This is a genomic window from Shewanella sp. SW32, assembly GCF_025653365.1.
Lineage (GTDB): Bacteria > Pseudomonadota > Gammaproteobacteria > Enterobacterales > Shewanellaceae > Shewanella > Shewanella oncorhynchi.
The window spans coordinates 1-20,909 of the sequence record NZ_JAKKSJ010000031.1; the positions used below are offsets into that span (position 1 = coordinate 1).

The following is a 20,909-nucleotide window of genomic DNA, read 5'->3' on the forward strand; positions in this document are numbered from 1 at the left end:
AAAAGTATGATGATGGTCATCACTTCGCTCATCGTCATACGGCCAGGGCGTTGACGCTTGCGTGTACCATCGGTTAACAGCGTTTTTTCCCATTCTGGAATGAAAACAGCGCAAAAATCATCGACATCGCAAAACACTTCCACTAATTTATGCATAGGCCCTCCGGTGTGATGGGGTTTCTCTTGGTCGAAAGATCCGATCACTTGGAGGGCTATTAGTTCAACATTTCTTATCCCGAGTTCAGGTTAAGTTAATACCTTCCTCTGATACCGTCAGACTCACTCTGGCCGCATCTTCGCTGGAGTGCAGTAGCTCATTCACAATCTCTTGGATGGCATACACGTTGCGGTTAATTTCTTCGGTTACTGAGCTTTGCTCTGTCGCCGCTGCCGCAATTTGGGTACTCATATCATTAATCGCAGTCACAGCCGAAGTCACTGACCCCAGACTGTCTGAAATCGTGCGAGAAGAATCTACTGAACGCACGCAGCTCTGTTGACTCTCTTCCATGGCTTTCACGGCTTGGGTCACTAGCTTATGCAGTGCCGATAACATCTCGTTGATTTCTAACGTGCTGGCTTGAGTTCGACTGGCTAAATTACGCACCTCGTCGGCGACCACAGCAAATCCACGGCCCTGTTCACCAGCACGGGCCGCTTCGATGGCGGCGTTCAATGCCAATAGGTTAGTTTGCTCGGCAATACCACCAATGACAGAAAGCACGCTGTTGATCTTCTGCGATTGCTCGCTGAGTGACTTTATACTGCCCGCCGCATTATTGATTTGCGACATTAAAGACGCAATCTCCTCAAGCGAAGCATCAACACAGCGCTGTGCATTCGCCACATCACCAGTAGCAGCGTGAGTCGCTTCGGCTACTTGAGTGGTATTCTTAGCCACTTCGTTCGCAGTGGAGGACATCTCAGTGATTGCAGTCACCACCTGATCGGTTTCATTGTTATGACTCACCAACTGGCTCGACATGACTTTAGTTTGATCATGAATCGCATTGGCTGCCGTTTTTACTTTTGCCGTCGCTGTCGCAACATCGCCGATAATATGCTGAAGTTTATCGACAAAGAGGTTAAAGGAGCGCCCAAGTTGAGCAATTTCGTCTTCACCTTTTACGGTAAGTCGCTTGGTTAAATCCCCTTCGCCCTTAGCAATATCATTTAAGTTATCGGCCATATTCTTGATTGGCACGACCATACGGTGGGCGGCAATCATAATGATAAAGCCAGTAATACCCGTAAGGAAAAGCGCTATCAGCAAAATCGCGAAGGATTTTTCTGCCATTTGCTCAGTCACTGTCTCGCGATAATCTTCAACAACAGCTTCAATATCATCGATATATGCCCCAGTACCTAACATCCAGTCAGTACCAGGGATCATCATGACGTAACTGATTTTTTCAATCTGCTCATTAGTATTAGGTTTTTGATAGTAGTAGGAAAAACTACCATCACCACGTTTAGCTGCATCGAGCAGACCGACAATAATTTTAGTGCCTCGGGGATCTGTCATATCTATTTTATTTTGCCCTTCTAAGCTAGGAAGTAGGGCATGGAAAATATTTTTCCCTTGAGAGTCATACATGAAGAAGTAACCCGCACTGCCAAAACGTATGTCTCTTAGCGCTTGATTCACATTCCCTTGTTCTTTTAACGATAATTGGTAATTCACTATACCAGCGGCAATTTCGGTAGCTTCTTTGATTTGTTGTTTACGTTCACCGACGAGCTTAGATCTAAAGGTAACCACCTCATCGGCAAGCGCATCTTGCTCAACATAATAAGAAACCGACATCAACACCAATAATGCGAGGATCAAAGGAAACAGCGACAGCAATAATAATTTATTGCGCAAACTCAACTTAGACATACTTGAATGCTCCAAAGGATTACAACTTGTATCTTCGGAGTATAGCTAAGATTGTTGTATTTCTATGCGCTTAAAGTAACAAAATCTTAATCTTGCTCAATAAACATTCGATTAATAACGACTCAGTTCAAAGCATATTAAGCAGCACACCACATACACTAAAGCCTAATACCAGTTGTAGCATAGGTGGTTTAAATAACTTTAATGCACCAAAACCGAGCAATACCAAGGCCATATCTTTACCTGAGAATACCGCCTGAGAAAACACGGGTTGATAAAGTGCTGCGGCAAGTAAGCCAACAACACAGGCATTCACTCCCGCTATCGCGCCAGCAATTTTTGGTCTTGCGGCAATCGCATGCCAACTTTTCAACCCCACCAGCATGAGTAAAAAACCGGGTAAGAAAATGGCTGCGGTTGCGATGCAAGCTCCCATGAAGGGCTTATCTAACATCACTTCAGCGCCTAAAAAGGTCGCAAAGGTAAACATAGGTCCTGGCACTGCTTGGGCAAAGGCATAACCTGTCAGAAAACGATCGCCACCTATGGTATCACCCACCGCAGTTTCCAACAGAGGTAGCACAACATGACCACCACCAAATACTAAGCTCCCTACGCGATAAAACTCACCGAAGATCCAAGCTTCAGATCCTAAATCCACGATAAAAAAACTGCCGATGAGCAACACGAAAAAGAGCAACAAATAGAAGTAATTCAATCGAATCGGTGCCAGCGCTACTGTGTCATCTTGGCTCGCACTCAATTTATAGATGCCGATAGTGGCGGCGCCGAGTAACAAGAGGATTTGCGTCAACATAGATGGCGCAATCAAAATTGCCGCAGCACTGACTAACATTAATAGGCGTGCGGATTTGCGTTGGCAGAACTGTTTAAACATGGCGAGAACGGCATCGGCAACCACAACGACGGCCATTAACTTAAGCCCATAAATCATCCCTTGAACATAATGATTGGCGAGCCAGGCCGACGTTGTTACCGCCAGTAAGTACATCAAAATAAAGGAAGGTAGTGTAAAACCGGCAAAAGCAGCAAGCGCGCCAACAAGCCCGCCTCTTTGATAACCAATGGCAAAGCCCACTTGGCTCGACCCTGGCCCCGGCATAAATTGGCTTAAGGCAACCAGACTGACGTAACGCTTATCATCGAGCCAACCGAGTTCATTTACGAAGGTCTGGCGAAAATAACCAATGTGCGCCGCAGGTCCGCCAAAACTCATCAAGCCCAAGGTAAAAAAGCGTAGGAAAATCTGTAGCATAAATCGCCGCCCATCAATGCATAAAGTGCTGAAGATTATGCCACTAAAAAGACACTTTGATGAAGTTTCACGCGAGCAGCACAGATAAAAGTATTGCAAAGACTCCACATGGTAGAGTCCTTATGATTGTTTGAGCGGACTTCAAGAGTCGTAAAGCGAGTGAACACAAATGCTTAGTGATAAATTGATGAGCTAAAAAATTAATCCTTCACCAACATAGCTAAGACTTCAAAATGATCCGTGTGGGGGAATAAATCGAATAACTGTACTTTAGTTAAGTGATAGCCTTGAATATGTTCGAGATCTTTCGCTAAGGTTTTGGGATTACAGCTTGAATAGAGAATCGCCTTAGGGGCAAACTCGCTTAAAGACTGACATAGTGCCTCGCCAATACCGCGCCTCGGCGGATTAACTATGATCAAATCCGGCTTATCGGCAGCGCTTTTACCCTTAGCAAAATCGGTGGAATCGAGCGCCATAAATTGTACGTTTTCGAGCCCCATCATCTGCGCTGACATTTGCGCGCAGGCAATCGCTTCAGCTTCAATTTCAATCCCTGTGAGGGTAATGTCTTTGGATGCACAGTGCAGTCCGAAACCGCCTACACCACAGAAGAGATCCCATAACGAATGAGGTGAAAACTCGGCAACCCATTCACGGGCCGTTTGATATAACTGAGCCGCAACGTGTGGATTGGTTTGGAAAAAGCTCTTAGGCCGAATAAACAAAGGCACATGATTAAAACGTTCTTCAAGCCTAGTATTCTCAGTTAAGAAAATCTCTTCATCACCCTCAAGTATTGCCATATGAACCGGTTGGATATTGACTGACACCACTTTTATTTGCGGATATTCAGCTAATAATGCAGGTAATTCACGTTCGATACGTTCGATACTATTGGTGGACCGCAGTACAAACCGCAGTAGATATTCACCACGCACTTGACTGCGGGTCAGCAGAATAAATTTAAGTTCACCCTTGGCTCTATCTACCCGATAAGGAGGAAGTCCAGCCTGCTGCACAAAGCGTGTTAAGCGATGTAATAAATCTTGCATATCAGATGGATATAAAAGGCAGTCGCAAAGATCTACCGCCTCGCCACTTGGGCTCACAATCCCCAACACAGGCGCATGGGCGGCGCCTAAGGCCACCATTTTAGCTTTATTACGAAAGCCGCTGTCCTCCCCAATTACCGGCAGCTGAAAAATATCGGGCAAATTAGCTGGGATAAAAGGCGCGAGTAGTTGCTGTAAAATTTGAGTCTTAACCGCCACTTGCTGCACCATAGGTTGTTGTATATGCTGGCAAGAAAGGCACTGACCTTGGTTAAAATAACCACATTGCTTGGCGGTATTTACAATAGCAGCATTCACGGCAGATCCTAGATATCAGTAAAAAAGCGCCACACTGTAGCGGTTTTACAGGTAAAAATCACCTTGAAGCATATTCAAATCAGCATCAAGTGCATAATTCACGGCGCACTCAAGATAGGGTAAGTTTATCAACATCAGCAATAGACTGCCGCTTACCTATGGCCTTTTCAATCCATTCAAGCACTTCGGCTGAGGTACTGCGAAACGTCGTTAACTTACCGCCATATAAACTGAGTATTCGCGGATGGGAAATTGATGTTTTCATCAAGGTATCCCGCGGTCGCTCAAAGGCTTGGCTATTTTGCTTAGGTAAAACCCGAATACCGCAGAAGGTTTGGGTAATTAAAGCCTTAAGTTCATCAATCTCCGGCGTTAGCGGGAAGTAATGCTTATAAATACCAAGCAGATAATTAATTTCAGACTCGGTCGCTTGGGGCGGCTTATCTAAAGAGGTTAATTCAGTTTCTGTGGTGCCGACTAAGGTTTGACCATACCAAGGCATCACAAATATTACCCGTTTATCGAAGCATGACTCTAAGTACAAGATACCATCGGGCGCAGGAATATCCAGTAACACATGGGCGCCTTGCACCCAATCGAGTTCAACACCCGAAAGTGGGGGCAAGACTTTGCTTAAAACAGCATTTACCCAAGGACCTGCAGCATTAATCACAAGCTTCGCTTCGGCTTTATGGATTTCGCCCCTGTGGCTAAAACTCAGCTCACAGGTCTCGCGCTTGTGTTCCAACTCAAGAAATTCAGCCTCGGCATACACTTCAGCGCCCAGTGCCTGTGCGCTACGCGCCACCGCTTGAGTTAATAGTTTATCGTCGGTCTGCGCATCCCAGTACTGAAATACGGCTTTTAATCCAGAGAGTTTTAATCCCTTGAAACGATGCCAATGCACAGCAGGTACTGACACAAATTGGCCTAAAGGATCAAATTCACTCAGCAGTACATACATACTCAGTCCTGCGCGAATGGTCCAAGGACTGCGCAGACTGTTGTCGTACACGGGAATATAAAAGGGCACAGCTTTAACAAGTGATGGCGCAAGATTGAGTAAATGTCGCCTTTCAAGCAATGACTTACGGACTAAATTAATTTGTCCGGTTTCTAAATAGCGTAAACCACCGTGGATAAGCTTGCTGGAATTCGCTGAGGTTTGGCCGCCAATTTCGCCCTTTTCAATCAGCAAGGTGGAATAGCCCGCTGCTGCCGCATATTGGGCAATGCCAACACCGCTGATCCCACCGCCAATAATGGCTACATCGAAACAGGCCATAACTCACTCTCGCTAACCTTCAATAGACGACTGACCCGCTGAGCCTCAAGCATACAACTCATTACGCTCAGTCGAACCGCTAATAAGCGTTAATATGTCAATAAGTTAATCTTAGATCAAATCTCGACGATAAGAGTTTAATCAATACTGGCATGTAATTGCTTAAGTGCTTGATCGCACATAGTCTTTAAGGCTTTTAGTTCGCTCGCCTCGCCGCCGACTTTGCAACGCATCAAATGGGGAATTTCACTTGCCTGTGTTTTGAGGGAAAGTCCTGCAGGCGTTAAGGCCAGCACTCTCACGCGTTCATCCTGCTCGCTACGCCCGCGAGTCACTAATCCTTTAGATTCTAGCCGCTTCAGCAATGGCGTTAACGTGCCTGAATCGAGGAAAAGTTTATCGCCTAAGGTTTTGACACTAATCCCCTGCTCTTCCCATAGCACTAGCATGACTAAGTACTGCGGATAGGTTAGATCTAATTTGTCCAACAAAGGCCGATAGGCACGCACCATAGCATTTGCAGCACTATAAAGTGAGAAGCACACTTGATTCTCAAGACATAAGGCATTCTCTGTGCTGGTATTTTCTGCCATATCGACAGGATTAACACGGGTGTTGGGTTGAGTTGTTGCCATAGGAAGATCCGACAAATTAAATATATTGCGCACAATATACTTGCATTCACACCAAAGATCGAATTATAGTTTATCACAATTGAATTGCGCGCAATTTAAATCGATTTACTTAATCCTTAACCTCAGAAGGTCTAATACTATGAAAACACTTTATGAAACACGTGCCACAGCAAAAGCGGGTCGTCAAGGTCAAGTCAGCACTGATGATGGTTTACTTGATGTCGCTTTAGCCTATCCAAAAGCCATGGGCGGTAGCGGTCTCGCCACGAATCCTGAACAACTGTTTGCCGCAGGTTATGCCGCCTGTTTCTCAAACGCCATTCTGCACGTCGCAAAAATCGGCAAAGTGGATATTACCGAAGCGCCAGTCAGTGCAGTTGTTGGGATTGGTGCCAATGACGCCGGTGGTTTTGCATTAGCGGTTGCCTTAGAAGTCAGCTTAGATTTACCGCAAGAAGCCGCAGAAGCCCTAGTGCGTCATGCGCATCAAGTTTGTCCGTACTCGAACGCCACGCGCAATAATATCGACGTGAAACTTAGCGTAAATGGCGTAACGTTAGGCTAACCATAACCCATCATCGACACCTGTTGATAACGTCAGAAATAGAGCACCCTCGGGTGCTTTATTCTTTATTAGCCAATAACGACTCAAGCTGAGAGTGAGTGTGCATCACACCATTTCACAGGGAGATAAACTGGTTTCAGTTCCCAAAAAATTATTATTCGCGAGTTAACTAACACTTCTTAATATCTAATTTAATCAAAATGATTGATTTAAGTAGAGTAAGAGATAATCGAACCGTTTGACGATACTTAAACCCACTCTCTGTGGGAGGCGCTATGACAAAATATCTATCGAAATTATCTCTCTTTTGCTCGCTATTATTCCTCTTTGCCTTTTCTATCCCGAGCTGGGCCGAGACAACACCCTCAAGCTCAGCGGATCGAACGTGGCATTATGCGAATGATCAGGGTGAGCTCAAAATTAAGCTGTATTTCTTTTGGTCAAAAACCTGTCCGCACTGTGCAGAGGCCCATCCCTTCATTGATTCATTACCGCAAAAATACCCTTGGATAGAACTCGAATCCCATAGGGTGTCAGATCCCGGCGTGCAGGATATTTGGCAAAATATCGCCTCCAAAACCAGTACAGAAGCACGCTCAGTACCCTATATGGCAAGTTGTGAAAAGGCCATTGTGGGATATTCAAGTGAAGCGGTAACGGGTGAATTTTTAGTCAATCGACTGAAGAATTGTTATTTATCCCTTGGCGGTAAACTGAGCGACGCTGACCTCCCCACTAAAGGAGCCACCAGCACAACCACAAGCGCTCAAACAGATGCACCGCTCTTTGGCACTTGTGGCACAGATACTGGTGAAGGCACCTGTGATGCCACCAGCTTAAGCGAGTCCGTTGCAGAGCCTGAAGTTCAACCCGTTGAATTACCTTTAGTGGGAGTAGTGACACCTGAGACTATGTCTCTGCCGTTACTCACCTTAGTGCTCGCAGGTGTCGATGCTTTTAACCCTTGTGCCTTCTTTGTGTTGCTATTTTTACTGTCGATAATGGTTAATGCCAAGAGTCGCAGCCGCATGTTACTCGTCGGCGGGATTTTCGTATTCTTCTCCGGCTTTATTTATTTCCTGTTTATGACGGCATGGCTAAACATCTTCCAACTGCTGGGGGCAGGCAGTGATGGCGGTATGATCATTTTAGCGGCGGGTTGTTTAGCTTTGATCGCAGGAGCCATCAATATCAAAGATTACTTCTTTACTAAGGGAGAAGTGACACTATCGATGTCGGCAGAAAATCGTACGAGTCTAATAAAACGCATGGGGAAACTATCCAATTCCAGTAACTTAGGCGCGTTACTCATAGGTTCTACCGTATTAGCTATCCTCGCCAATGCCTATGAGTTACTTTGCACCGCAGGCTTCCCAATGATCTACACCAGTGTGCTATCTATGCACAATCTGCCAGACATTGAACGCTATATGTATTTGGTTTTATACAATATTGTATATGTGATCCCGCTGGCTATTATTGTTATCGTTTTCAGTGCGACCTTAGGCAAACGTAAGTTAACCGAAAAAGAAGGCCAAACCCTGAAACTTATGTCAGGCGTGATGATGTTGGGGATGGGTATCGCACTGGTTATTGACCCAACAGCACTGCAAAATGTGAGTCTGGCACTCGGATTGATTTTAGGCTCACTAGGCGTTACAGCAATAATTGTCATCGGCCGAAAACTGCTCACGGCCAAGGTAAAATAATTGCAGATTGGCAAATTCATGTGTAACGACTAAAGTTAACCGTGGGTTTGCCGATAAAGGGATCCAGCTTACAATTGAGGTTAGTTATGTCAATTTCACTGAATACACAAGCTATCGCACCGAATCTAGAAAATGGTGCAATTGGCGTTAAGGTTGCTCAGTTAGCAAAAGAGCAGCAAAAAGCCGAAGGTAAAATCGCGGTAGATTTAATTGCAGCTGCGGCGCCAAAACCCGTAGGCAATGCAGGCCACAACATCAACACCACGGCCTAATTGTTAGCAATACAAAATCAAAAAAAGCGCTCTGATTATCAGGGCGCTTTTTTGTTATTTTCTCTAAAACGTCAGGCGAATTTAAGAAAAAGCGTTACCATTCACGTGCATAATAGTGAATGTCCACACCACAAACGCCAGTGGGATATGCACTAAGGCATAGAAACACTGATCGAGTCGCCCCATTCCTTTTGCTAACAAAATCAAATATAAGTGTAATCCAATCACCAAAGGAAATAGCGCTAACAGCGGATAGAGTGCGACAGGGTTTGCATCGGAAAATAAGCTGTGACTGAATAAAGCCCACGCCACCATAAAGGCGGTCGTCAACGGCGGCGTTGCAATGCGATATTGCTCTGGATAGGGAAACATCCTACGACCTCTGAGTCTCAATCAATAAATTTACGTTGTAGGTTTTCGCGCAATCAACTGGGCTTTATAACTGCTTTGAGTGGACTGCGGATCACATAATCGACCTTCAAAGTAATGTAAAGATTGCCAGTTAGCAAACACTGATTTGAGTTCATTTTCAGTAAGTAAGAAATCTGGGTTGCGTGGCCGACCTATCTGCGCCTGTTGCATTGTAAAGGTTTCATAGACGATAAGGCCTGTGCTCTTAACCGCCCTAGCAATTTGTGGCAGTAATGGGCGATGCAGATAATTAAATACTAAGACAATATCGTACTCTTCAACCGGCAATAATGGTCCTGCCTCTGCTTCTAAATCCCTTTGTAATTTGTAAGCATTAGCCTGATCAATGTGTGACATGGCTGACAAATCTCGATCGATAAAAGTCACTTCAGCCCCTTGCGCTAAAAACCACAAACCATTACGCCCAGAACCGCAAGCGAGATCGAGCACCTTAAGTCCATCGAAGCAACTCAAGTCTAAGTTAGACACAGATGGATTAGGCCAAGCGAACTCTGTGATTAACGCGGCAGGCGTTAAAGTTGACGTATGGGTTACAGACATATCAATTAGCCCTTAATTTCTTTTTTCGAGTCAATTTGCCGACGATGCACAATAGAATAATGCCTGAGCCCTGCAGGACCATGGGACACGATCACTGACAAAAAAAGTATCACGATTAACAGCTCAGGTTTGTAATGAGCCAGCGGCACAAACAGGCCAAGCAAGCCTATTTTTACTAAAGTTAACACTCCCTTAAGCTGGATCAGCCAGCGCCAATCCCTTACGATTTCCCATAACATTAATATGCTGCCCGTCGTCATCGCGAGATACCAATAACTCAACCATTGCACTTTATTTACATCTAATAAAATGCCACCACCAACACCAACGATCCCTAAAATATGTAATGCTCTTAAACTGGTTTTACTCAAACGTTGAAACCAAAAACGTTTTTCTGATATGCCTTGTTTGTGCATTACAACCCCTTAAGAATCAATTGCGTAACATTTAATTAAAATGATAATATAATTTTATACAATAAAGGCTTTTGAAATAACATTATTTATAGAATATATAAAAATAAATAAGCCATCACCTCAATATACAAGATTAAATTATAATATCTATAAAATACAAATAGATAAAACACGCTACCAAAACCATAATTCATACCATTTTTATTTTATAAAGTTAAAATCAATCCATTCAATATGTTAACTCACGCATGTTATACCGTATTGAAGCAGTGATTAGTCTCAACTTCATTAATATTTCCCATCCGATTGCACATTTTAAATATGTTATTTTCGCTGTAACAAAGGTTATGTGATCTGAACACACATATACCTCTTTAGATAGTGCTAAATTTGCAAATGGAGAATGCTCTAACAGTGCGTGAGCTGCGTAAAAAATAAATATCACGCCACGATGAATAACCCTTATTAAGTAGATGAATGTACGGCGGAGGAACTATCATGTTCACAAGAAAGATTCAAAAAACAGCACTAGCCATGCTGATCTCTGGCGCTATGGCAGGTACTGCCTATGCAGCACCAGAAGTGCTAGCCGATTTTCACGGTGAAATGGGTAGCTGCGACAGCTGCCACGTATCAGACAAAGGTGGCGTCACCAACGACAACCTTACCCATGAAAATGCTCAGTGTGTTAGCTGCCACGGTGATTTAAAAGAACTGGCCGCCGCTGCACCTAAAGATAAAGTATCACCCCATAAATCTCACCTAATTGGCGAAATTGCTTGTACTAGCTGCCATAAAGGTCATGAAAAATCAGTCACCTATTGCGATGCTTGTCACAGCTTCGGCTTTGATATGCCTTACGGTGGTAAGTGGGAACGTAAGTTTGTGCCTGTTGATGCAGACAAAGCTGCTCAAGATAAAGCCATTGCCGCTGGCGCAAAAGAAACCACTGATGTCGTGATCATAGGTTCAGGTGGTGCAGGTCTTGCTGCAGCCGTTTCAGCCCGTGATGCAGGCGCTAAAGTTATCCTGCTTGAAAAAGAACCTATCCCAGGCGGAAACACTAAACTTGCTGCTGGCGGTATGAATGCTGCAGAAACTAAGCCACAGGCTAAACTAGGTATCGCAGACAAGAAACAAATCATGATCGACGACACCATGAAAGGTGGTCGCAATATTAACGATCCTGAACTGGTCAAAACCTTAGCCAACAACTCATCAGACTCTATCGATTGGTTAACCTCTATGGGTGCCGATATGACTGACGTAGGTCGTATGGGTGGTGCAAGTGTTAACCGTAGTCACCGTCCAACAGGCGGCGCTGGCGTGGGTGCACACGTAGCACAAGTTCTATGGGACAATGCAGTGAAACGTGGTACTGACATCCGCTTAAACAGCCGTGTAGTACGTATTCTTGAAGATGCGAGCGGTAAAATTACCGGCGTATTAGTGAAGGGTGAATACACAGGTTATTACGTTGTCAAAGCTGACGCTGTCGTTATCGCAGCGGGTGGTTTTGCGAAAAATAACGATCGTGTAGCTAAGTACGATCCTAAGTTAAAAGGCTTTAAAGCGACTAACCACCCAGGTGCTACAGGTGATGGCTTAGACGTGGCATTACAAGCTGGCGCGGCAACTCGCGACTTAGAGTTTATTCAAGCTCACCCAACTTATTCACCTGCTGGTGGTGTAATGATCACCGAAGCGGTACGTGGTAACGGTGCGATCGTGGTTAACCGTGAAGGTAACCGCTTTATGAACGAAATCACCACCCGTGACAAAGCGTCTGCCGCGATTCTGCAACAAAAAGGCGAAAGTGCTTATTTGGTATTCGATGACTCTATCCGTAAGAGCTTAAAAGCCATCGAAGGCTATGTGCACCTGAACATTGTTAAAGAAGGCAAAACAATTGAAGATCTGGCTAAACAGTTAGATATTCCAGCGGCCGAACTCGCTAAAACAGTGAAAGCTTATAATGGCTTTGTTAAATCAGGTAAAGATGCTCAATTTGAACGTCCTGATTTACCACGTGAATTAGTTGTTGCACCTTTCTACGCTCTCGAAATCGCGCCAGCAGTTCACCACACTATGGGTGGTGTTGTGATCGATACTAAAGCCGAAGTGAAGAGTGAAAAAACAGGCAAACCTATTGATGGTTTATATGCAGCAGGTGAAGTCACAGGTGGCGTTCACGGTGCTAACCGCTTAGGTGGTAATGCTATCTCCGATATCGTTACTTATGGCCGTATCGCGGGTGCATCTGCAGCTAAATACGCTAAAGACAAAAAGTAAAATGCAATAACGGAGGGTTAAAGGACTAGCCCTCAGCTCATATAGTACGACTTTCAATATGAGAGCTCTAGCTTGAACACTTCAAGTAAAAGCAGTCAATCAATAAGCGAGCCGTCAGGGGCTCGCTTTTTTATTCCCAATTGATGATAAAGCTCACTCTTTTAACGGGGAATTTTCTAAGGCTAAGGACAAAAAGCCCTAACTCACTTACACTCTTTGCCAGATAATTACATCAGCAAACCCGTTAGGTGACTGAAATGAGAATTGGATTTTTTAGCGCGAAACATTACGACATGCAGCACTTTAACCGCACAAATGCTGCGTTTGGTGCACAAATTGAGTACTTCGATTATCGCCTCTGCATGCAAACAGTGAAGCTTGCCGAAGGTTTTGAAATTGTCTGCGCCTTCGTCAACGATTCACTCTGTGAAGAAGTTCTGGTCGAACTCGCTAAGGGTGGCACAAAAATTATCGCCATGCGCTGCGCTGGCTTTAACAACGTCGATTTAGTTGCCGCTAAACGCTTAGGCATGCAAGTCGTTAACGTACCAGCTTATTCTCCTGAATCCGTGGCCGAACACACAGTCGCACTGATGTTGACACTGAATCGAAAAATCCACAAAGCTTACCAACGCACCCGCGATGCCAACTTCTCCCTCGAAGGCTTAGTCGGCTTTAACATGTTCGGCAAAACCGTCGGCGTGATTGGTACAGGTAAAATCGGCGTAGCAACCATCAAGGTATTGCTCGGTTTTGGCTGTAAAGTCATTGCCTTCGATCCCTTTATCAATCCGGCTGTCATCGCGCTGAATGTTGAATATCAAGATCTCGACTCTATTTATGCCAACAGCGATATCATCAGCTTGCATTGCCCGTTGACCGCGGATAACCGTCATTTACTAAACCAAGCCAGTTTCGCCAAGATGAAACCCGGTGTCATGGTGATCAACACCAGCCGCGGTGGTTTACTCAATGCTTTCGACGCAATGGAAGCATTAAAACTGGGGCAAATCGGCTCGCTTGGGCTCGATGTATACGAAAACGAAAAAGGGCTGTTCTTCGAAGACAAATCGAATGAAATTATTCAAGACGATGTATTCCGTCGTTTATCAGCCTGCCATAACGTGATTTTCACGGGTCACCAAGCCTTCCTCACCGAAGAAGCCCTAGGCGCCATTGCCAAAACGACCTTGAACAATATAAAAGCACTATGTGCCGGTGAACTCTCAGGTAACGAATTGTTTTAACTGACAGATAAAATCCTGACTGCTAAAGTGAGGCTTCAACGTTTGAAGCCTCATAGAGGAATATAAATATGTTAGTGACTCAGGAAATTCAGGATATCTCCACGCCTTCCGGGCTAATGCGTACCTACATCTATCGCCCAGAAGCACAGGGAATATTCCCAAGTATCATCTTTTATTCCGAGATATTTCAGCAAACTGCGCCCATCGCCCGCACCGCCACTATTCTTGCTGGCCACGGTTTTGTGGTGTTAGTACCCGAAGTGTTCCATGAACTGAATCCTTTAGGCGCTGTGCTGGCCTATGATGAATCAGGTAAAGATAAAGGTAACGCCGATAAATTTGCCAAACCCCTAGAGCACCACGATAGCGATACCCAAGCACTGATCGATTTTGCCACTCAACAAACTTACTGCAATGGCAAAGTTGGCTCTATGGGCGTGTGTATCGGCGGCCACTTAGCCTACCGCGCCGCACTCAACCCCGCTATTTTAGGTGCATTTTGCCTCTATCCTACCGACATTCATTCCAACACCCTACCCTGCGCTTACGGTAATGACTCATTGAGCCGCAGCGGTGATATTCAAGGGGAATTAGTGTTAGTGTTCGGCAAGCAAGATCCCCACGTATCCGCGGAGGGACGAGTACTAATCCACCAGCAATTAATGGCGCTGAACCGTAACTTCACTTGGCTTGAAGTCAACGCCCAACACGCCTTTATGCGTGATGAAGGCGAACGCTATGATCCCGCACTCGCACTGCAAATGTACCTGCAAGCGGTAGCTTTTTTTCAAAGAGTGCTTCACTAGTTTATAAATTAAACATACAAGATATTAAATACTTAAGGAAAGAGTAAAAATGAAACCCTATAAAAATTTATCCTCAAAAAACTTAGCATTACTATTAATGATTACCCGAGTAACAACCGTTGTTTCGTTATTAGCCGTCGTGCTTTCATTAATTGGCCTAGCGAGTCAGTTTTGGATGACACGTGGATTTAGCCTTAACTTTTGGTCGACAATGGGTATAGCTACTCTTATCCCCTCTCTACAAGTGCTTTTGGGCTCTGGCATCATAGCTGCTATCATTGCATTTGAAGAATCCTACCGCCAAAAGTCTGAAGCCTTTATCGCCTCGTTAAAATAGCGTTCAGTAATTATCTAAAATACACCTAATGATCTAAGTTCAGAATTGTTCGAATCAAGTGAATCACTAAAACTAACATTATAGTTTTAGTGATTCATCATCTTTTTATTTAATTAAACTAAGCGCCTAGTAAAGGTAGATATTTGATACTTTTGCATTCAAAGATAATTCAATACATTGGAAATTGCGGATTCTGGCAAGGGATCATGGATATTCAACACTATGGCTCGATTCCCTTCAAACTGCAGTATGTCTGAATAGAGCTCTCGAAATGTATCAACCAGCTGAGTTTTACAATTAAAGAATAGGTAATATTGTTCGGGATATTTAGGCTTCCAGTCAAATCTCACTGTGCTCCCATTTTAAGCTCTCTTCCACCGCACCTAAATCCTGCACTTCGGCAATCGAAAAAATCAAAATTCGAATCCGCAATAGCAAGGGCGCTATATGCGCAGAATAGCCTTCAAACTTGTTCTGTACTTCCGCTTGCATGCTCTCATCCTCCAATTTATGCAATGCCGAATCATCATATCTGTAAAACAAAAAACTATGCAGCGGGCCCACATGGTTGAACTTCCAAACCCTTAGTCATTGGTGATTTATCACTTAGTGGAAATATAGAGATAGTGGAAATAAGCAGAAACAAGCGTAATTTTATTTTTCCATATCAAAAGTGTCGATTATATCAGCACTTTATTATAAACCGCGTATTAGGGGTGTGACACAGTGTCGCAGGTCGTTGAGTTTTTATTGAGATATCAGCTTAATCCTTTATAAAACATCTCATTATTTAAACAAACCTTTCATAGGCTTATTATGTCCCGCTCTGCAGTAATGACTTCAATTGCAATATCCCTAACAAGTATGGCCACTTTTTCAGGGATAGCAGCCGAAGCCGAAACTGAAGCAATGTTTCCAGCATCTGCAATTAAACCTCAATTATCGACTCCCACTGCTATCGAAAGGATTGCCATTACAGGGAGCCGAATTCAAAGGGAAGAGATGGCTTCCACAGCGCCGATGACCGTTTTTACCGCGCAAGATATCGAGAAAACCGGTGCCACCTCAGTTGAAGTATTGCTGCAAAGAATGACGGCTTCTGCGGGGTTTGCGGGTAATCAAACGAATGCCTATTGGACTGAGGGGGGCTATGGTTCAACCCAAGTTAACCTGCGCGGATTAGGGGTAAATCGCACACTCGTACTGCTCAATGGTCGACGTATGGTGAACAGTGGCACAGGGGCAAACTCCTCCGTGGATCTTAATACTATTCCCATTAGCGTGGTTGAACGAATCGAGGTATTAAAAGATGGTGCATCCGCCATTTATGGTGCAGATGCGGTTGCTGGCGTGGTCAATATCATCACTCGGCAACAAATCGAAGGGGTTGAATTTCAAGCGAGAACGGGCATAACCGAGCAAAATGATGGTGAACAGTACAAGCTCGACCTTGCCCTCGGTCATATAGGTGAGCGTGGCAGTGCATATGTGGCGATGAGTTACGATAAAACCCAAGCCGTCGATATGCTGAGTCGCGCACCTTGTCCGCTTGAGGAAGTGAATGGTGAGCTAGTGTGTGGCGGTAGCTCGGCGCTGCCGGGAGGCAGAGGCCATTTCATTGATGCAAATGGCAATCAAATCGGCAATGAATTAATGCTATTGCCAACAGGAAGTGCCCCTTACACCAGTAGCCATAAGGATAATACTTATCAGTATTTTAATGCGGTTCAACCTAACGAGCGAGTCAATCTGTTTGCCTACGGTGAATATGACTTAACGGCGAGCAGCCAAGTGTTTGCTGAGGCTATGTACACTCACCGTAGCTCACAATTACCCGCTACTCCGCAATCGGTGTCAGGTATCGTGATCCCTGCTTGGCATGAATCAAATCCGACCGATGCAGACTTCCTTCTCCAGAGTCGCAGACTGGCAGAAGCTCCCCGACAATTTAATATTCAAGCGGATACTTGGCGCTTAGTGACAGGTTTTAGAGGTGATTTAGACAACGGTTGGCAATGGGATGCTGCCGTTAACTTCGGCAGTAATCGTGGTTCCTATGAAGTGACCAATGTCATTAATAAGGTTCGTCTTGCCGACGCGACAGACTATAGCAATTGTAATATTGATCCCAATGTACCTTGCGCAAACTTTTGGGGAGCTGGCTCACTCACACCTGCAATGCTGGACTATTTTCTGTTTAACATGCGTGATAGCGGCGGTAATGAGCAGTTTAGCCTCACAACGAATATCACAGGCGATCTATGGCAGTTACCCGCGGGCATGATGAGTTTTGCCGCAGGACTAGAGCACAGAAACGAGAAAGGATGGAATGATCCAGACCCACTTAAAATCAGTGGTGAAGCAAACACTGCCCAGCAAGATCCGATTGATGGTCGTTACACTGCCGACGAAATCTATCTTGAAACCTTGTTACCTATTTTAAGCGGCCTGCCCTTTGCCAAGTCGGTCGAATTAACTGCGGCGTTGCGATATTCCTATTTTGATACCTTCGGTGGCGATACCAATTATAAAATTGGGCTACTGTGGGTCGTCAATGACGCAGTGACGCTGCGGGCCACGCAATCCACGGCATTCAGAGTACCTAATATTCCTGAGTTGTTTGGCGGCATAGATCAAGGTTCCATGAATACTACAGATCCTTGTAGCGAGTGGGCCAAGCTCGACCCTAGCTCGAATCGATACGCTAATTGTATGGCATCAAACGTGCCAACGAATTATAAACAAGAAGGCACAATATTAACCGACCGTGGTGGCAATGCTGAACTTGAACCAGAAGAAGCCAATACCTTTACTGCGGGTATTGTTTGGGATTTGGGGTTTATTGAAGGGCTCAATATCACGCTCGATTACTACAAAATTGAGATTGATAACGCCATTAACTCAGTCAATGGTTCGAGCAAATTAGCCGCCTGTTACGACAGCAAAGGGATGACACATCCTTTCTGTAGCGACGAACATTTTGTGCGAGACGCAATGACAGGCAACATCACCTATTTACAAACACAACTGGGCAACGCCGCCAACGAAGTGGTTTCAGGTGTTGATATGGCGATGTTTTACCAGAAAGAGATGGCAGGCTTGGTGACGAATACGACTTGGGAGCTGAGCTATTTAGATCAATACGATCTGCAAACCTACGCCGGCGCCCCCGTTGAGTCTCGAGCAGGCACCATAGGTTATGATGGTAGCTACACCAAATGGCGCTCAAACCTCTATTTTGATATCACCAATGACAATTGGCGCTTTAGCTACAACATTCAGTATATTGGCGCGGCGGATGATCAATATGCCAATGCCGCAGAGATAGGTGACTCAGTTGATGCGCTCACTTACCATAACGCACAGGTTCATTATCAAATGGACAACAACATCGCCTTAACGGCAGGTATCGATAATCTGTTCGACAAGCAAGCGCCATATCATCAAAGCTATACCGACGGTAATACCAACACTATGACGTATGACCTAATGGGACGTCGTTACTATGTCGGAATGAAATGGGCTCTGTAATGCTTTGGGCTTAAGGGGGCAATCCCCTTAAGCAAGCAGGCTAAATTAATTAAATAAAAGGTGAGTCATCAACTTGAAGCGGGTTAACACACTAAAACGAGTCTCATCGGCGCACTTTCTGCACAGATGGTTGATGCTATTGCTGGTACTGCCGATTGGGATCTGGTCAGTCACCGGCAGCTATTTCGTCTTAATGGACCTTGGGTTTATCCGTGGCGATCATATTAAAGTGCAAGACTTACGGCATATCGATCCCAGCCAAATCCATTACTCAATCGCAGCTGTTTATGAGCGTTTCCCTAAGGCTCAAGCAATCGCGTTAACCTCAATCACTGATACCCTCTATTACCGGATTAAACTGAACGATAAGTCCATTCTCGTGGACGCAGATTCGGGTGAGTTATTGCCTTCGATAACGGAGAAACAAGCCCGAATAATCGCTTCAAACTATCAGCATCACGGGTCTTTACCCTTAGAGGCTAAGCTTGTTAGTGCAACTCTGCTCACCGATATCGCCCCAGCTGAACTAGCGCCGCGATACTTGCCTGTTTGGAGAATAGATTTTAACGATAGTGCAGCCACAAGCCTTTATCTGTCAGCGACAACGGGTGAGTTAGTCACGCGCAGACATGACTATTGGCGTTTGTTTGATCTCTTTTGGAAATGGCACATTATGGATTACGACGAGGGTGAAGCCATCGACAATCTTCTGCTGCTGAGTTCGGCTCTCGTCTCTATTGTGGCTGTGTTAGCTGGCTTCGTCTTACTTTGGCAGCGCAGAAGGAAGTATCTGAAATGATGCCGAAACTTAAACCTAAGCCCCAAAGTAAACACTTCAAACGCTGGGTCAAAATCGCCCACTATTGGCTCGGTGCCATAGTAAGCATTCAACTGCTACTTTGGCTTGTTACTGGGGTCTATTTCAATTTAACGCCCCATGATGAACTCAAGGGAATGGAGTACCAGCTTAGCCATAGTCCTGCACCGCAAAAGCAAGAATTTGATCCACAAAAGCTCGTGGATATCGCTCCCTTACTGGCTAAACATACTCAGGTAGAAAGCCTGACATTAATGGCGCTCGCGGGTAAGCCCGTTTATGTACTCGATGCAAAGGTGCAGCGCTATGCACACCAGTGCCAGCAGCAAACCTTGATTGATGCATATACGGGAAATACCTTACTCATTAATAAACAAAGCGCGCAACAACTGGCGCTTGAAAGTTATACCGGGCCAGGGAAAATTACCCAAGTTAAGCAAATATCAGCCCCCATTAGCGAGTGGCCAACCCAGTGCAATTCACTTTGGCAAATAGATATGGATGATGACCTGTCGACGCGAATTTATATCAATACAGTTAATGGCGAATTAGTTGGCCATAAAAATGACCACACAGACATCGCCGACTTGATGTTTAAATTGCACTTTATGGATTACCTCAATCAAGGTACTTTTAACAACCCCTTTAGCTGGCTGCTGGGGATACTGACCTTGTTGTTATCCCTATCTGGCCTGTATTGGGTTATTGATAATCTTGTACTCAAGCGCTATCGGTTAAGTCTGAGTTGAATGGCTAGAACGGCAAGAGCTATTTCATTCATCTCATCGTACGCCGCGATGGGTTAATAGACCCTATAAGCCTGCCAAACGACTCAGACACGCCCACGAACGCTCAGCACAGTTTGATAATCAATATAGCGCTGCGCAACAATCCAAACTACTCAGGATCAAACTTCTTTTTGCCTTCGAGTAACGCCTGACGTTCGGCTAAGGGAGTCTGATCGGCCAGCTTTAACACTGCCTTTTGCAGCATGAGGTTATTAGGATAAGTGATGGTATCGCCGTTATCGCGGTGAATAAGCACATGGAATAAAGCGATTTCGATGATCACGCCGCTAATATCTTCATCCTTATCGACCACCCGAATGCGCTCGCCGATACGGTAAGGAAACACGAAAAAGATCAGCACGCCAGCGGTTAAATTACTCAATATCGACCATTGAGCAACCAATGCAACGCCCATCACCGCAAAGGCAGATGACACAAATAGCGACACATCCTGATAGCCCAGTCCGAGCGAGACCGCCATCAAGGACAGAGTAATAAAAAACATCACATAGGAAATAAAACGGGTCACTAAGCTGGTCCGTGCAACACTCACTTGCTTCATTTGCGCGAGTTTTCTAACCCAATGGGTTAAGGCGCGCTGTAAAAAGAGAAACACTGCAAGATAAATACAGGCAAGCAGGATTTGATTTGTCATAATAGCGGCTCAATTAACTAAAACTGTCTGAATTCTAACTTTTTTGCGCGAG

Annotated in this window: 20 protein-coding genes and 1 pseudogene; 10 read left to right on the forward strand and 11 right to left on the reverse strand. The window is 44.9% G+C overall.

Going from position 1 to position 20,909, the window contains the following annotated elements:
• The 6 genes and pseudogenes from L5M28_RS17440 to L5M28_RS17465 all read right to left on the reverse strand — a co-directional run.
• Window positions 1-143 (reverse strand): annotated as a pseudogene (locus L5M28_RS17440) (IS982 family transposase); the annotation flags it as partial.
• A gap of 97 nt (window positions 144-240) precedes the next feature.
• Window positions 241-1,881 (reverse strand): methyl-accepting chemotaxis protein, encoded by a 1,641-nt coding sequence (locus L5M28_RS17445; RefSeq protein WP_263204077.1) that lies wholly within the window; start codon window positions 1,879-1,881, stop codon window positions 241-243.
• 127 nt (window positions 1,882-2,008) lie between these two features.
• Window positions 2,009-3,157 (reverse strand): chromate efflux transporter, encoded by a 1,149-nt coding sequence (gene chrA, locus L5M28_RS17450; RefSeq protein WP_263204078.1) that lies wholly within the window; start codon window positions 3,155-3,157, stop codon window positions 2,009-2,011.
• 200 nt (window positions 3,158-3,357) lie between these two features.
• Window positions 3,358-4,530 carry a 23S rRNA (uracil(747)-C(5))-methyltransferase RlmC gene (gene rlmC / locus L5M28_RS17455; protein WP_263195884.1) on the reverse strand — a complete coding sequence of 391 codons (1,173 nt, stop codon included), beginning with the start codon at window positions 4,528-4,530 and terminating at the stop codon, window positions 3,358-3,360.
• Between the two features lie 109 nt (window positions 4,531-4,639).
• Window positions 4,640-5,815 carry a glycerol-3-phosphate dehydrogenase/oxidase gene (locus L5M28_RS17460; protein ID WP_263204079.1) on the reverse strand — a complete coding sequence of 392 codons (1,176 nt, stop codon included), beginning with the start codon at window positions 5,813-5,815 and terminating at the stop codon, window positions 4,640-4,642.
• Between the two features lie 137 nt (window positions 5,816-5,952).
• A complete protein-coding gene (locus L5M28_RS17465) occupies window positions 5,953-6,450 on the reverse strand; it encodes a MarR family winged helix-turn-helix transcriptional regulator (protein WP_263195886.1) in 498 nt (165 codons plus the stop codon).
• A gap of 139 nt (window positions 6,451-6,589) precedes the next feature.
• On the opposite strand from L5M28_RS17465, the gene L5M28_RS17470 reads away from it, so the two are divergent.
• The 3 genes from L5M28_RS17470 (at window position 6,590) to L5M28_RS17480 (ending at window position 8,996) form a co-directional block, all read left to right on the forward strand.
• A complete protein-coding gene (locus tag L5M28_RS17470; RefSeq protein ID WP_263183275.1) occupies window positions 6,590-7,015 on the forward strand; it encodes an organic hydroperoxide resistance protein in 426 nt (141 codons plus the stop codon).
• A 275-nt stretch (window positions 7,016-7,290) separates the two neighbouring features.
• On the forward strand, window positions 7,291-8,724 hold the full coding sequence (locus L5M28_RS17475; RefSeq protein ID WP_263195887.1) for a cytochrome C biosynthesis protein: 1,434 nt from the start codon (window positions 7,291-7,293) through the stop codon (window positions 8,722-8,724).
• A gap of 86 nt (window positions 8,725-8,810) precedes the next feature.
• Window positions 8,811-8,996, forward strand: a complete 186-nt coding sequence (locus tag L5M28_RS17480) for a hypothetical protein (RefSeq protein ID WP_028759392.1) — start codon at window positions 8,811-8,813, stop codon at window positions 8,994-8,996.
• Window positions 8,997-9,077: 81 nt separating this feature from the next.
• On the opposite strand, the gene L5M28_RS17485 is transcribed toward L5M28_RS17480, so the two are convergent.
• Genes L5M28_RS17485 through L5M28_RS17495 form a run of 3 tightly spaced genes read right to left on the reverse strand, consistent with a single transcriptional unit; the run spans window position 9,078 to window position 10,384 of the window.
• A complete protein-coding gene (locus tag L5M28_RS17485) occupies window positions 9,078-9,368 on the reverse strand; it encodes a hypothetical protein (RefSeq protein ID WP_105250069.1) in 291 nt (96 codons plus the stop codon).
• A 30-nt stretch (window positions 9,369-9,398) separates the two neighbouring features.
• Window positions 9,399-9,968 carry a class I SAM-dependent methyltransferase gene (locus L5M28_RS17490; RefSeq protein ID WP_263195888.1) on the reverse strand — a complete coding sequence of 190 codons (570 nt, stop codon included), beginning with the start codon at window positions 9,966-9,968 and terminating at the stop codon, window positions 9,399-9,401.
• Between the two features lie 5 nt (window positions 9,969-9,973).
• On the reverse strand, window positions 9,974-10,384 hold the full coding sequence (locus L5M28_RS17495) for a hypothetical protein (protein ID WP_113939830.1): 411 nt from the start codon (window positions 10,382-10,384) through the stop codon (window positions 9,974-9,976).
• A 498-nt stretch (window positions 10,385-10,882) separates the two neighbouring features.
• Here L5M28_RS17495 and fccA point away from each other — a divergent pair, with 498 nt between their 5' ends.
• From fccA to L5M28_RS17515, 4 genes are all read left to right on the forward strand, one after another.
• Entirely contained in the window at window positions 10,883-12,676 is a 1,794-nt protein-coding gene (gene fccA / locus L5M28_RS17500; protein WP_113939829.1) for a fumarate reductase flavoprotein subunit FccA, read from the forward strand.
• A gap of 257 nt (window positions 12,677-12,933) precedes the next feature.
• Complete coding sequence (locus tag L5M28_RS17505; protein WP_263198678.1) at window positions 12,934-13,923, forward strand: 2-hydroxyacid dehydrogenase; 990 nt, start codon at window positions 12,934-12,936, stop codon at window positions 13,921-13,923.
• A gap of 68 nt (window positions 13,924-13,991) precedes the next feature.
• Window positions 13,992-14,729, forward strand: coding sequence for a dienelactone hydrolase family protein (locus L5M28_RS17510; RefSeq protein WP_263204080.1), 738 nt, complete (start codon window positions 13,992-13,994; stop codon window positions 14,727-14,729).
• Between the two features lie 49 nt (window positions 14,730-14,778).
• Complete coding sequence (locus L5M28_RS17515) at window positions 14,779-15,066, forward strand: hypothetical protein (protein WP_263204081.1); 288 nt, start codon at window positions 14,779-14,781, stop codon at window positions 15,064-15,066.
• A 339-nt stretch (window positions 15,067-15,405) separates the two neighbouring features.
• Here the strand turns inward: L5M28_RS17515 and L5M28_RS17520 are convergent, their stop codons facing one another.
• Window positions 15,406-15,558 carry a hypothetical protein gene (locus L5M28_RS17520; RefSeq protein WP_263196741.1) on the reverse strand — a complete coding sequence of 51 codons (153 nt, stop codon included), beginning with the start codon at window positions 15,556-15,558 and terminating at the stop codon, window positions 15,406-15,408.
• Between the two features lie 324 nt (window positions 15,559-15,882).
• On the opposite strand from L5M28_RS17520, the gene L5M28_RS17525 reads away from it, so the two are divergent.
• From L5M28_RS17525 to L5M28_RS17535, 3 genes are all read left to right on the forward strand, one after another.
• The gene (locus L5M28_RS17525; protein ID WP_263204082.1) at window positions 15,883-18,597 is read left to right on the forward strand and encodes a TonB-dependent receptor; all 2,715 of its coding nucleotides are present in this window, start codon (window positions 15,883-15,885) and stop codon (window positions 18,595-18,597) included.
• A 133-nt stretch (window positions 18,598-18,730) separates the two neighbouring features.
• A complete protein-coding gene (locus L5M28_RS17530; RefSeq protein WP_317630022.1) occupies window positions 18,731-19,396 on the forward strand; it encodes a peptidase in 666 nt (221 codons plus the stop codon).
• Window positions 19,393-20,163, forward strand: coding sequence for a PepSY domain-containing protein (locus L5M28_RS17535; protein ID WP_263204084.1), 771 nt, complete (start codon window positions 19,393-19,395; stop codon window positions 20,161-20,163). Before L5M28_RS17530 ends, L5M28_RS17535 begins: the two co-directional genes overlap by 4 nt.
• Window positions 20,164-20,311: 148 nt before the next feature.
• Here L5M28_RS17535 and L5M28_RS17540 read toward each other — a convergent pair whose 3' ends face one another.
• A complete protein-coding gene (locus L5M28_RS17540) occupies window positions 20,312-20,857 on the reverse strand; it encodes a mechanosensitive ion channel family protein (RefSeq protein WP_006080363.1) in 546 nt (181 codons plus the stop codon).
• Window positions 20,858-20,909: the final 52 nt, after the last annotated feature.